At 37.8% G+C, this 12,543-nt stretch carries 15 protein-coding genes; 10 read left to right on the top strand and 5 right to left on the bottom strand.

Annotated features, from left to right (window positions below):
• The first annotated feature begins 149 nt into the window (after nt 1–149).
• The 7 genes from F3G69_RS06455 to F3G69_RS06425 all read left to right on the top strand — a co-directional run bounded on the left by F3G69_RS06455 (nt 150) and on the right by F3G69_RS06425 (nt 6,161).
• The gene (locus tag F3G69_RS06455; protein WP_103583501.1) at nt 150–896 is read left to right on the top strand and encodes a carboxymuconolactone decarboxylase family protein; all 747 of its coding nucleotides are present in this window, start codon (nt 150–152) and stop codon (nt 894–896) included.
• Nucleotides 897–1,011: 115 nt separating this feature from the next.
• Nucleotides 1,012–1,668: a thiol:disulfide interchange protein DsbA/DsbL gene (locus F3G69_RS06450; protein ID WP_103601000.1), complete on the top strand. Its 657-nt coding sequence runs from the start codon at nt 1,012–1,014 to the stop codon at nt 1,666–1,668.
• A gap of 8 nt (nt 1,669–1,676) precedes the next feature.
• Nucleotides 1,677–2,297 carry a protein-disulfide oxidoreductase DsbI gene (gene dsbI / locus F3G69_RS06445; RefSeq protein ID WP_103600999.1) on the top strand — a complete coding sequence of 207 codons (621 nt, stop codon included), beginning with the start codon at nt 1,677–1,679 and terminating at the stop codon, nt 2,295–2,297.
• Between the two features lie 45 nt (nt 2,298–2,342).
• On the top strand, nt 2,343–3,992 hold the full coding sequence (locus F3G69_RS06440) for a sensor histidine kinase (RefSeq protein ID WP_149714737.1): 1,650 nt from the start codon (nt 2,343–2,345) through the stop codon (nt 3,990–3,992).
• 1 nt (nt 3,993) lies between these two features.
• Nucleotides 3,994–4,674 carry a response regulator transcription factor gene (locus tag F3G69_RS06435; RefSeq protein ID WP_021090255.1) on the top strand — a complete coding sequence of 227 codons (681 nt, stop codon included), beginning with the start codon at nt 3,994–3,996 and terminating at the stop codon, nt 4,672–4,674.
• A 90-nt stretch (nt 4,675–4,764) separates the two neighbouring features.
• Complete coding sequence (locus F3G69_RS06430) at nt 4,765–5,334, top strand: hypothetical protein (RefSeq protein WP_149714736.1); 570 nt, start codon at nt 4,765–4,767, stop codon at nt 5,332–5,334.
• Between the two features lie 92 nt (nt 5,335–5,426).
• Nucleotides 5,427–6,161, top strand: coding sequence for a hydroxymethylpyrimidine/phosphomethylpyrimidine kinase (locus F3G69_RS06425; protein WP_149714735.1), 735 nt, complete (start codon nt 5,427–5,429; stop codon nt 6,159–6,161).
• Nucleotides 6,162–6,164: 3 nt separating this feature from the next.
• On the opposite strand, the gene F3G69_RS06420 is transcribed toward F3G69_RS06425, so the two are convergent.
• Genes F3G69_RS06420 through purM form a run of 3 tightly spaced genes read right to left on the bottom strand, consistent with a single transcriptional unit; the run spans nt 6,165 to nt 7,829 of the window.
• On the bottom strand, nt 6,165–6,587 hold the full coding sequence (locus tag F3G69_RS06420; protein WP_021090229.1) for an RDD family protein: 423 nt from the start codon (nt 6,585–6,587) through the stop codon (nt 6,165–6,167).
• Between the two features lies 1 nt (nt 6,588).
• A complete protein-coding gene (locus F3G69_RS06415) occupies nt 6,589–6,846 on the bottom strand; it encodes a hypothetical protein (RefSeq protein ID WP_149714734.1) in 258 nt (85 codons plus the stop codon).
• Nucleotides 6,846–7,829 carry a phosphoribosylformylglycinamidine cyclo-ligase gene (gene purM / locus F3G69_RS06410; RefSeq protein ID WP_149714733.1) on the bottom strand — a complete coding sequence of 328 codons (984 nt, stop codon included), beginning with the start codon at nt 7,827–7,829 and terminating at the stop codon, nt 6,846–6,848. The genes F3G69_RS06415 and purM overlap by 1 nt, the downstream gene beginning before the upstream one ends.
• Nucleotides 7,830–7,909: 80 nt before the next feature.
• Between purM and coaE the strand changes: the two genes are divergently transcribed.
• Together coaE and dapF are read left to right on the top strand one after the other, a co-directional pair.
• Nucleotides 7,910–8,506, top strand: coding sequence for a dephospho-CoA kinase (gene coaE, locus F3G69_RS06405; RefSeq protein WP_149714732.1), 597 nt, complete (start codon nt 7,910–7,912; stop codon nt 8,504–8,506).
• Between the two features lie 49 nt (nt 8,507–8,555).
• Entirely contained in the window at nt 8,556–9,305 is a 750-nt protein-coding gene (gene dapF, locus F3G69_RS06400) for a diaminopimelate epimerase (protein WP_149714731.1), read from the top strand.
• 411 nt (nt 9,306–9,716) lie between these two features.
• Here dapF and rplT read toward each other — a convergent pair whose 3' ends face one another.
• Both rplT and rpmI read right to left on the bottom strand, forming a co-directional pair.
• Nucleotides 9,717–10,073: a 50S ribosomal protein L20 gene (rplT, locus tag F3G69_RS06395; RefSeq protein WP_004317321.1), complete on the bottom strand. Its 357-nt coding sequence runs from the start codon at nt 10,071–10,073 to the stop codon at nt 9,717–9,719.
• Between the two features lie 99 nt (nt 10,074–10,172).
• Entirely contained in the window at nt 10,173–10,364 is a 192-nt protein-coding gene (gene rpmI, locus F3G69_RS06390) for a 50S ribosomal protein L35 (protein WP_012000969.1), read from the bottom strand.
• Between the two features lie 201 nt (nt 10,365–10,565).
• On the opposite strand from rpmI, the gene F3G69_RS06385 reads away from it, so the two are divergent.
• Complete coding sequence (locus tag F3G69_RS06385) at nt 10,566–12,062, top strand: C69 family dipeptidase (protein WP_149714730.1); 1,497 nt, start codon at nt 10,566–10,568, stop codon at nt 12,060–12,062.
• Nucleotides 12,063–12,543: the final 481 nt, after the last annotated feature.

Genomic DNA, 12,543 nt, shown 5'->3' with positions numbered 1-12,543 from the left:
GTAATAAAACCTTATAACATAAAAATCACGATAAACTTTATAATGGCTTAAAATCTAAATTTATATTAAAAATTTTTGCCTTTTTGGACATTAAGCTAGCATTTACGCTTTAGCACTTATAATCAGCCCCAAACAATGGAGTAAAACTTATGACACTAACTTACAATGCAAAGAAAATTTATGAAATTTGGTTTGGTTCAAAAAGTGAGCTTGAAGAGAGCAATGCTAGCTTTTTAGAGGATTATTTAAATTTTTTAGGCGATATTAGTGAAGTGATAAATATTGATGAAAAAACAAGACTTTCGGTTATCATCGCCTCTCTTTGCGTGAGTAAAGGCGCAAAAAGCTCATTTAAAAGCTTCGTTAGGGCCGCTTTAAATGTAGGCATATCAGCAAAAGAGATAAGAGAAATTTTATATCAAGCAGTGCCTTATGCTGGGCTTGGCAAGGTAGAAGATTATATATTTTTAGCTGATGAAATTTTTAATGAGCGCTATATAGAGCTTGACAATATGCCCAAAAAATCAAGAGAAGGTAGGGGTGAGCGAGGCCTTGAGATACAAAGAAAACTCTTCCCAGCGGTTGATAAATTTATCGCATCAATGCCAAATGATCAAAAACATATAATGGAGTTTTTATCACAAAACTGCTTTGGCGATTTTTATGCAAGAGATGGACTTAGCTTAGAGCTTAGGGAGCTTTTGACATTTGTCTATATCACGACTCTTGGCTTTGCAAAGCCACAGCTTTTAGGGCACATTGCTGCAAATTTTGGTATCGGTAACGATAGAGCTAAACTAATAAGCGTTGTTACGACACTTATACCATTTATAGGCTATCCAAGTGCTTTAAATGCATTATCAGCAATAAATGAGATAAGTTCTAGTAAAAATTAAATTTTTAATTAATGCAATATCTTATAAATTTCAGCCAAAATTTATTCTAGCGTTAAATTTGCGGTTGAGCTTGGTTGTAGAATAACTCAAAATAAATCATCTAAAGGAGATTATCATGAGTTTTCTATCTAAATTTAGTAAGGCTATCTTTGCTGTTGCGGTGGCTGGAGCGATTAGTGCTAGTGCATTTAGCGAGGGTGAGGACTACGTCAAGCTTGAAAAGCCACTAAGCGCGGGACAAAATACGCTAGTTAAAATTTTTAGCTACGCTTGCCCATTTTGTTACAAGTACGACAAGAGCGTCACTCCAAAGGTAGTTGAGAAAATTCCTGGACTAAAATACGAGCCATTTCACCTAAAGACAAAGGGCGATTACGGCGAGGTTGCGAGCAAGGTTTTTGCCGTGCTTATCACTATGGACGAGGCAAAGGGTGTTAGCTTATTTGATGAAAATTCGCTATTTAAAAAGGCTAAATTTGCCTACTACAAAGCTTATCACGACAAAAAAGAGCGCTGGGGCGATGGCAAAGACGTTGAGGGCTTTTTAAAGACTGGACTTGATGCAGCTGGCGTTAGTAAGGCTGATTATGAAAAAGAGCTGGCTAATCCAAAAGTGACTGAGCTACTTAAAAAGTGGGATGAGAGCTATGACGTGGCTAAAATTCAAGGCGTGCCAGCATTTGTCGTAAATGGCAAATATCTCATCATGACAAAATCAATCAGCTCGCTTGACGGTATGGCAGCACTCATCGAAGAGCTTCTTAAAAAATAAGGCGTCACATGAGCTTTTTTAAAAAAATGGCTAAATTTCAAGACTCACGCATCCCTTGGGCGATCTTAGTCTTTGTAAGCGTTGCACTTGTCGTTATCGCGCACTCGCTCTTTCAAAACTACGCCTATATGCCTCCTTGCGAGCAGTGCGTCTATATACGTTTTGCCTTTTTGTGTATGGCGCTTGGTGGCGTGATCGCTATCATAAACCCTAAAAATTTGCTCTTTGCTCTAGTTGGCTACGTCTTTGCCTTTTGGGGAGCGGTGCAGGGCATAATGTATAGTGTAAAACTAGCCAAAATCCACGACGCGGTGCATGGTGATGATCCTTTTGGTGTGCAGGGCTGCTCTACTGAGCCACACTATCCATTTGGCTTACCGCTTGAAAAGTGGGCGCCTGACTGGTTTATGCCAACAGGCGACTGCGGATATGACAGCCCTATGGTGCCTGATGGCGTGGTGCTAAGTGATTTGCAAAAGAGCATAGTTGATCTTTATGCGGACGGCTGGTATCTTGTGCCATCATCTAAATTTATGTCGATGGCTGATTGCACGCTGCTTGGATTTGGTGTTTGTTTTGTAGTGCTTGCACTTATGCTCGTTTCAAAGCTTTTATCCTTTTTAAAATGAATTTAGTTAGCCCAAATTTGGGCTAACTTAGGATATACTGCGCATATGGGTATTAATTTAAAATCACAAAATATTAAAATCTACGCCATCATCTTGCTTGCTAGCCTTTTTGTAATACTTCTTGGGCTAAATATTTACAGCAATGCCAAAGAGAAAATCATAGAACTATCTGATAAAAATAACATAGCAGTTAGCAAAAATATCGTAAATAACTTTCAAATTTGGCTTGATGAACGTATAAATTCACTCATTCGTGCGTCAAAATTTATACAAAATGCAGACATCGTAGATGACGATGAAAAGATAGCTGGCTTTATAAAGCTCTTTAAGCAAAACGCAAAAGAATTTGATCTAATGCAGCTTTTAAGGGATGATGGAGAAATTTTTGTAGATGGAGAGAAAATTTTAGAAGAAGTTATGCCAAAGAGCGAAAGAGAAGGGCTTATCTGGTATGTGGAGACAAAAAATACAAATGCCCCAAGCGTAAATTTCATGCAAAAACATAAAATTTTAAAAGGCTCAACTCTAAATTTATGCGTTCCAGTCACAAAACAAGCGAAATTTAAAGCAGCGCTTTGTGGTGTCGTGCGTATAGAAAATATCTTTAATAGCATTAAAAATTTTAGCCTTGCGCCAAATTCTTACTCATTTTTAGTGACTCATAGCGGTGAAATTTTAACATCGATACCTGATCTTGCTTTAAAAAAAGAGATCGAGGAGAAATTTAAAGAGTTGTTTTTAAAAGATGAAGACATTACAAGCTTAAAAATAGGACAAAATTTAATCCAAGTAGCTGAGATACCAACGATAAATTGGTTCATAGGAGCTGGCACAAATAACGAAGAGGAAATTTCAGCTTTAACAAAAGAAGCTTTAAAAAATGCTCTAAGCTTGCTCTTTGCCTTCGTTGCGCTCACATTTTTGGCAAATATTCTTCATAATTTTATGTATAACAAGATAAAAAAGATACAAGATGAGTATGAAACATTGCTAACTCATAGAGCCAAAATGAGTGAGGCTGGCGAGCTAATAAGTGGTATCAATCATCAATTCATTCAGCCAGTAAATTCGCTAAAACTAATGCTAAGCTCGTGCATAATGTTAAAAAAAGAAGGTAAATTAAGCGATGAGGAGCTAATAAATTTACTTGAAAAAGGGCAAAGCTCAGTCAAACTTCTTTCAAGTACTATTGAAATTTTTAGAAATTTTTACAAAAGCGCTGAAAATGTGAGCGAATTTGAGGTGCAAACAAGCGTTAAAAATCTAATAACTCTCATGCACACAGAGCTTAGTCGTGCAAATGTGAGTGTAAAATTTAGTGGTTTTAATGAACAAAAAGTTCGTCAGATAGAAAATATAATCCAACAAATTTTACTAATCCTAATACACAACGCAAAAGACTCACTTGTTGAAAGCTACAAAGATGAGCCACTAAAACGTATCATCGAGATAAAATTTAGAAGCTTTGAAGATAAGTGCTACATCGGAGTTTATGACAATGGAAATGGCGTAAGCGAGCAAATGAGCGAGAAAATTTTTACTTGGCTAAATACCACCAAAAAGCAAGGAAATGGCATAGGACTTTATTTTGCTAAAAAGTTAGCGCAAGAAAAGCTAAATGGTGACGTAAGACTCGTAAATAACGCAAAGCCAACGGTGTTTGAGCTAAGTTTTGATATAAATTTAAAGGACTAAAATGCAAGAAGTCTTAGAAATTTTAAAAAAGACGTCCGTCTTGGTAGTCGAAGATGACGATATGGCAAGAGAGCTTATTATTAGTGGGCTTAAACCTTATTGCGAACAGGTAATTGGTGCTTGCAATGGACAAGATGGCGTGGAGAAATTTAAAAAGCAAGGTTTTGATATTGTGATGAGCGATATTCATATGCCAGTGCTTAATGGCTTTGAAATGATGAATGAGATGAAACGTACAAAGCCGCACCAAAAATTTATCGTCTTTACCTCTTATGATAGCGATGAAAATTTGATAAAAAGCATGGAGGAAGGGGCGATGCTCTTTTTAAAAAAGCCTATTGATATGAAGGATCTTAGAGCAATGCTTATTAGTTTAAGTTTTGAACGAGATGAAAAGCTAGTTTATTTAAGCGATGAGGTGAGTATAAATTTAAAAAGAGAGAAAATTTATAAAAACGGCATTGAAATTTATCTTAGCTTTTTGCAAAATAAGATATTTTGGCTCTTTGCTTATAATCTAAATAAGCTAGTTACTTATGAGATGATAGAAGAATTTGTCTATGAGAGCGATGTTAGCAAGGCGGCTATCCAAAATGTGATACTTCGTCTAAAGCGTGAGCTTGGTGTGAAATTTAAAAATATCAGCGAGAGTGGATATATTTTAATCACAAAATCTGAATGATTTAGGATTATCGCTACCTTGTACCATAGTACAATATACAAAAGTAATTAAATATACTAAAATACCGACAAATAAAAATAAGGAATAAAGATGGCAGCAGTAGCTGGTATAGTTAAAAGCGTTTCATCTGATGTTATAGCGATAGACCAAAATGATCATGTAAGAGTTTTAGACGTAAATGATAAAGTATATATCGGAGAGGCTATAAAGGGCGAGAGCGAAAGCTCAAGCATTACAATCACTGCAAATGATGGACAAGATATATCAATAAACGGATACGATACTCTTTGGCTAGATAGTAGCGTAGTAAGCGATGATATTGGCGAGTCTAGCATAGATACTGACGCATTGTTTAAAGCGCTTCTTGGCAATGATTATGTATCTATTTTAGATCATATAAATGAAAAAGTAGATGATATCCTTAGCGCAACCAATTTAGAGCAAGAAGAGCCAAATGATGAGGCTAGTGTAAGTATTAGTTTTAATGAAATAGATCCAAGTTTAATAAATGAGCATGGATTAAGAGAAGATGATCTTTTAGCTAAAATAAACGAACATAAAGATGGCGATAAGCAGATAGATCCTAGCTTTGAGCATACAAATCTTAACGCAACTACGATATATATAGATATCGATAACGACTTAAATAAACTTTCATAAATTTGAGCTTTTTGCTCAAATTTCTTCTGTTTTAAAAAACTCAAATTTATCTAATATCCTCTATAATAAGCCAAAAATTTCAAAGGAAAACGATGAAAAAAATTCTAATCATCGCAGGCTCTTGCAATAGTGGCACAGCTGGGCTACAAGCAGATATAAAAACATGTGCTAGGCTTAATTGTTATAGTGCAACAGCAGTAACTTCTTTGGTCGCTGAGACTACGGATGCCGTAAAGAGTGTAGTTTGCTTAGAGCCTAGTTTTGTCAAAGATCAGCTAAATACGCTTGCGGAAGAATTTAGCTTTGATGCGATTAAGATAGGCATGTTATTTAGTGAAGAGATTATGGAAGTGGTGCTTGAGTTTTTACTAACTCAAAATACCAAAGTAGTGCTTGATCCAGTTTGCGTCTCAAAAAGCGGACACAAGCTTATAAAAGATAGTGCGGTGGCAAAACTAAAAGAGCTAATGAGCTTAGCAACGGTAACTACTCCAAATTTAGATGAGGCAAATGTGCTTTTTGGTGATGATTATAAAGATTTGCCTTGTGACGTCATCGTAAAAAAACATATCAGCGAAGATAGCAGTATAGACACACTTTATAAAAAAGATGGTTCGCTAAGAAATTTTAAGACCCCACTTGTTGATCCGCTTGTAATGAGTGGAACTGGTTGTAGCTTCTCAACCGCACTTGCTTGCTTTTTAGCAAAGGGCAAGAGCTTAGAGGAGTCTATACAACTTTCAAAAGAGTATATTTGCTCTATTATAAAAGAGAGCATCGATACAAAACTTGGTAAAAATCGCCTACTTTGGCATGGAGCGAAGTAAAATTTATCCCTCTGATCTTTGCACGGCAGCTGAGTGAGTGATGATGTCGTGCAGATTTAGTTTGTCTTTTCTAAAGAAACAAAGGCAAAGTCCAAGTATGCTAAAGCCAGCAAAGGCAAAGCAAATTTGGCGCAAGATGGTGTGAGAAAAGCTTAGTTTTCTGCCAGTTTTTAGATTTATCAGATAAATTTCTTGTGCTTTGTAGCCCGGAGTTTGTGCTTTTATGCTAAAAAAAAGGCACATTATAAGTGAGATTAGGCTATTTGCACCAAAAATGGCAATTTGGTTATGCAAAAATGCCTCTTTGCCATCAAGCACAAGATATGTTGTCGCATAAAATATCGGCATACCGATGATAAAAAGATCGATGATAAAGGCCTTCGCTCTAGCCCAAATAGGTGCGATTTTTGCCTTTTGTTTTGCCAAGTCAATTTCCTGTATTTATGTAGATACGGCTAAATTTCTCCCAGTCATATAGATAGACTAGGTTGTCACTCTCGCCATTATCATGTGTGATGCAGAGCATAGTAGAGGCACGTGAGACCTTGCACCAGTGATTATAGAGATCAAGTTTTTTGATACCGCTTTCTAGCACGCCAAAACAGCCTATATATTCATAAATGCTAAGATCAAAAAAGCTCTTATTTTCGGTTTTTAGCAAGCGTTTTTTGCTATTTTCTTGCATTAAACTAGCTCTACGCCTTTGCCATTTACCACTTCGCCGATCACGTAGCCATCGCTACTAGCTAGGACAGTATCAACGTTGTCTTTAGGCACAACTAATATCATGCCAACGCCCATGTTAAAGGTTCTCATCATCTCTCTATCTTCTACTTTTTGAGCGATGATTTTAAAAATTTCAGGCGTTTTTATAGCGTTTTTTTGTACTTTTGCACCAAGCCCAGCAGGAAAGACGCGAGGTAAGTTTTCAACTATACCACCACCGGTGATGTGAGCCATTGCTGTAATCTTATCTTTTAATCTTAAAAAGTCGCTAACGTAAATTCTAGTTGGCTCAAGAAGCACGTCGATGAGCTTTTTATCGCCTACTTTTTCATCAAATTTTAGTCCAAGCTCGCTTACCACTTTTCTTGCAAGAGAGAAGCCATTTGAGTGTAGACCACTGCTTGGAAGTGCGACTAAAACGTCACCAGATTTTACAAATTTGCTTCTGTCGATCTCATCAGCCTCGGCAATACCAACGGCAAATCCAGCAAGATCGAAGTCGCCTTTTTCATACATTGATGGCATCTCGGCTGTCTCACCGCCGATAAGCGCACATTGTGCCTTTTTGCAGCCATTTGCGATGCTTTTTACTACCTCTTTGGCACTCTCTATCTCAAGCTTTGCTGTTGCGTAGTAGTCGAGGAAAAAGAGTGGTGTGGCGAAGTTGCAGATGAGATCATTTACGCACATTGCGACTAGATCCTCGCCAACGCCGTCAAATTTCTTGGCGTCGATAGCTAGGCGAAGCTTTGTGCCAACACCATCAGTGGCTCCCAAAATAGCTGGATTTTTATACCCGCTTGGTAGCCTGACCGCTCCTGAAAATGACCCAATGCCACCTATAACGTTTGGTGTTTGTGTAGACTTTACGAAAGGCTTTATCGCCTCAACAAAGCTATTTCCAGCATCTATATCCACTCCAGCATCTTTATAGCTTATCATCTTTGACCTTTTTTGTAATTTTTTAAAACTTTAGCCAAAAGTTGCTAAAATTGTCATCAATTTTCAAAAATGGAGCGAGTTTGCAGAAATTTCCAAACGCCTACGTCATCACAGGCTCGATCGCTAGCGGCAAAAGCACGGTTGTAAATTTACTAAAAGAGCGAGGTTTTAGCGTGATTGATGCTGACGTGATCGCTCATGAGCAGCTTGAAATTTGTAAATGTGAGATAGTGGAATTTTTTGGAGAGCAAATTTTAGACGAAGCTGCCAAGATCGATCGACAAAAACTTGGTGCCATTGTTTTTAATGATCCAAAAAAATTAAAAATTTTAGAGCAAATTTTGCATCCAAAGATAAAGGAAGAAATTTTATCTCGCGCTACGAAGCTTGAGTGCTTGGAGCAGGTTTATTTTGTTGATATCCCTTTATTTTTTGAAAAAGAGGATCGCTACGCTGAGTTTAAAAATGTAGCAGTGATTTATGCGCCAAAAGAGCTTTTGCTAAGCCGCTTAATGAACCGAAACGGTCTAAAATTAGAAGAAGCAAAAGCAAGAGTGGAGCTTCAGATAGATATCGAGCAAAAGCGAAAAAAGGCAAATTTTATAATAGATAACAGTGGCGATAAAGAAAATTTAGAGCAAGAACTAGAGAAATTTCTAAGGCAAATTTGCGGCTGAGTTTATATAAACTCAGCAAAACAGGTAGAGCAATTTTAAAGGAAAAATAATGCAAGTTTCAAAGTACAACGCTAGCGGTAATGATTTTGTCATATTTCATACATTTTTGAACAAAGATAGAAGCGAGCTAGCAAGGCAAATTTGTAGCCGAACAAACGGCGTGGGAGCTGATGGGCTTATTGTGCTTTTGCCTTACGAAAAGGGCGTGAAATGGGAGTTTTACAATAGTGATGGAAGTTACGCTGCGATGTGTGGCAACGGCTCGCGCGCGGCTGCTAGATATGCCTATCTAAACGGCCTTGTTGGTTCAAGCGAATTTGCTCTGCTAACTGGTAGCGGCGAGGTGATGGCAAGCGTGAAAGAGGAGTGCGTCGAGGTCGTGCTAACAAGTCCAAAAATTTTAAGCGAGCCACTAAATGAAGGTGGCAAAACTTGGTATTTTTACGATACTGGCGTGCCTCACCTTGTAAATTTCACACAAAATTTAGAGGAATTTGACGTCAAAGAGTGCAGGGCGCTTCGTCAAAAATACAATGCAAATGTAAATTTAGCCAAATTTGAGGATGGAATTTTAAAGGTGAGAACCTATGAAAGGGGCGTGGAGGACGAGACGCTAGCTTGTGGCACTGGCATGGCGGCTTGCTTTTACGGTACTACTTTAAATTTAAACGCAGCGCAATGCCTAAAAGTCTATCCAAAAAGCGGCGAGGAGCTTGGTCTTAGACTAGAAAACGGCAAAATTTTATTTAGTGGAGCGGTGAAACATTGCTTTGATACGAGCATTGAATTTAGTTTTTAGAGCGAGTTTTATACTTGCTCTTGGCTAATTTGGCTAGCAATGGTAAGCAAATTTTTCAAATTTATATTACTAAATTTGCGCTCAACAGCCGAACTAAATTTACATCGGTACTGATTAAAATTTAAATACAAGCCATTTAAGAGTTTAGCCACTTAAATATCTCAAGAATTAATTTATATGAAATTTGGTGGGGTGTAAAAACTCCGCCGAAATTTTATTTACTGAAGCTTTGAAATACTGTTTTGATACGAGTATCGAAATTTAGCTTTTTTGGCTGTGAGTAGTTAAATTTGGCTAGTGGTTTGTAAAAGTCGCGGATAGTAAATTAAAACAAAGAGTTTTATAGAGTTTTTGTTATTAAATTTTAAAGTGTATAAAAAAGAAGATCTCCGCCGAAGCGGAGAAAAGGTGTTATTTCAAAGCATCTTTTGCTTGTTTTGCAAGTGCCGCAAATGCCTTCGCGTCATTCATAGCTAGATCAGCTAAAATTTTTCTATCAAGTTCGATCTTAGCTTTATTTAAGCCGTTGATAAATCTTGAATAGCTAATGTCGTTTAGTCTGCAAGCTGCGTTGATACGAACGATCCATAAACGTCTGAAATCACGTTTTTTCTGGCGTCTGTCGCGATACGCATAAACTAAACTTCTCTCTAATTGCTCTTTAGCTTTTCTAAAGTGTTTGTGTCTAGCACTGAAAAAGCCACGTGCTAGCTTTAAAACTTTCTTATGGCGTCTTCTTCTAACTACGCCTGTTTTTACTCTTGCCATATTTATCCTTTTACAAATTGGCGCTCACGAAGTGAGTCTTGCCCCTAAATTTGGGGGAGTTTGAATGACTTTTTTGTCAAAAACTTAAATCTACGCTGCTTATACGCCGAGCATTTTGCGAACGGCTGGGACATTTGTGCTGTCCACGTATTGTGGGCCACGCAAATCTCTCATACGCTTACTAGGTTTTTTTGTTAAGATATGGCTTCTAAAAGCAGAGCCCCTTTTTATCTTATTTTTACCTACTTTAAAGCGCTTAGCAGCACCGCGAACGGTTTTCATCTTTGGCATGCTAATCCTTTTTGAAATTTTATACGCAATCGCGTAAGTTTTGGATTATAGCGAAAAATCCTTTAGAAAATTTAAATTTCACTTAGGCAAAATTTGCAATAAATTTACATTTAACTTAAAAAAGTTTTAAAATATGGAACTAATTTATTAAATTTGGCGTATAATCACATGAAGAAATTTTATTTTACTAAAGGAGTAAAAATGAAAGGCAAAATTATTGCATCAATCGTCGCTATGAGTGCGATTTTAGGCACAAGTAGCTTGGCATGCACTACTATTTTAGTAGGAGATAAAGCTTCAAACGATGGCTCTATGTTAGTCGCCAGGAGTGCAGACAGCAAGGCTGTAAAGGCACAAGTCTTTTTAATCCATCCGGCAAAGAAAAACCAAACTGGCATGCATAGCTCAAAAGCCCATGACGGCGCAAATGACTTTACATATCCGCTTCCAAAAGATGGTATGAGATATACAACCATCGCAAATTCTCACACAAAACTTCACGGAGCTGTCGGCTACAATGAAGCCGGCGTTGGACTAAGTGGCACCGAGACTATTTACGCAAAAGACGAGCTTTTAAAGATCGACCCATATAACGAAGAGAGCGGCATCACCGAGGATGACATCCCAGACGTGCTTTTGCCACGTATGAAGAGTGCAAAAGAGGGCGTTAAACTTCTTGGCGAGATAGTAGAGACAAAGGGTGCTGGAGAGGGCTTTGGTGTGGTATTTATCGATGCAAACGAGCTTTGGTACTTTGAAACTGGTACAGGCCACAAATGGATCGCTACGAAGATCGCTCCAGATGAGTATTTCGTTACTGCAAACCAAGGCAGACTTCAAAACTATAAAGAGAACGATCCAAATTTCATGGGCGCAAAAGATGTGATCAAATTTGCGATTGATAACAAGACTTATGACCCTGCAAAAGACGGAGAATTTAACTTTACAAAAGCCTACACAAGGGACGATGAGAGGGATATGACCTACAACTACCCACGCGTTTGCTGGGTGCAAAGCATGTTTAACCCAAGCTTAAAACAAGACTTCGCCGATGGTCAGAAATTCCCAGTATTTTTAAAACCAGAGAAAAAGCTAAGTGTTGAGGATCTAAAATCTGCGATGAGAGCCCACTACGACGGCACTGCGTTTGATAACTACGCTAGCAAAGATGAAGATAAGAAAAACGTCTACCGCGCTATAAGCGTCTTTAGAACATACGAGTCTCACGTCATGCAGGTGCGCCCTTGGCTACCAAAAGAGATCGGCCGTGTGACCTACGTCGCTCTTGGTATGGCTGATCTTAGCGTTTATTTGCCGTATTACGAGGGTCTTGATGGCTTTATAAAAGGCTACTCAGATGGCTCATACGACGCTGATGATACTTCGATATACTGGGTTTATAGAAAGCTTCAAACCCTTGTGATGACTGACTATGAGAAGTATTCGCCGGTGGTAAAAGAGGCCTACGCTAAATTTGAAAAAGAGTTGGCTGTAAAACAGGCTAAATTTGAAGATGAGTACGTAAAGCTTTATAAAAAAGATAAGAAAAAAGCGGACAAACTCCTAAATGAATTTAGTAAAAAGACAATGCAAGAGGCTAAAGACCTTACGATGGAGCTTACAAACAAGGTCTTTACTATGCTTACAGCTGATATGGATGCTAAGCTAAAATCCCTAAATAAAGGTAAAAAAGACTAAAAGTTTTGGGCGTGAAATTTAGTAGCGCCCAAACTTTAAACAAAAATTTGGCAAAGAGCGTTTATAATGCGGCAAAAATTCACTACAAAGGAAAAACGCTGATGCCTTGTCCCATGCATAAAGCTCGTTAATCTCGGCAAAAAACATATCAGCGATTTTCAAAAAACACGCAAATTTTTAAACAATTTTACATTTTTTCACATTGATATAAATCCATTTTTGCTAGCAGGCCCACTGCATTGTAACTGCATTTTTAAAAATAAAACTAAGCAGTGTTTGAAATTTGGCAAGGATCTTTTTAGTAGGGTTTTTTATAAATTTTATTTTAGTTTAAGAAGAAGCGGGTGTCATCCACCACGTGTGGTGTGATCTAAACTTGTTGTTTGAACTGTGCTGGTGAGGGTTTGGTTTTTTGGTGGCAGAAGGGGATTCTACTTACGGTCTGCTTGCAGTTGCGAGCTTGCGACGCAAAACGTCGCCC

Origin of the sequence: Campylobacter concisus (assembly GCF_902460625.1) — a bacterium.
Lineage (GTDB): Bacteria > Campylobacterota > Campylobacteria > Campylobacterales > Campylobacteraceae > Campylobacter_A > Campylobacter_A concisus_AD.
The sequence above is the reverse complement of the archived record's forward strand: the minus strand, read 5'-3'. Positions and strand labels throughout refer to the sequence as shown.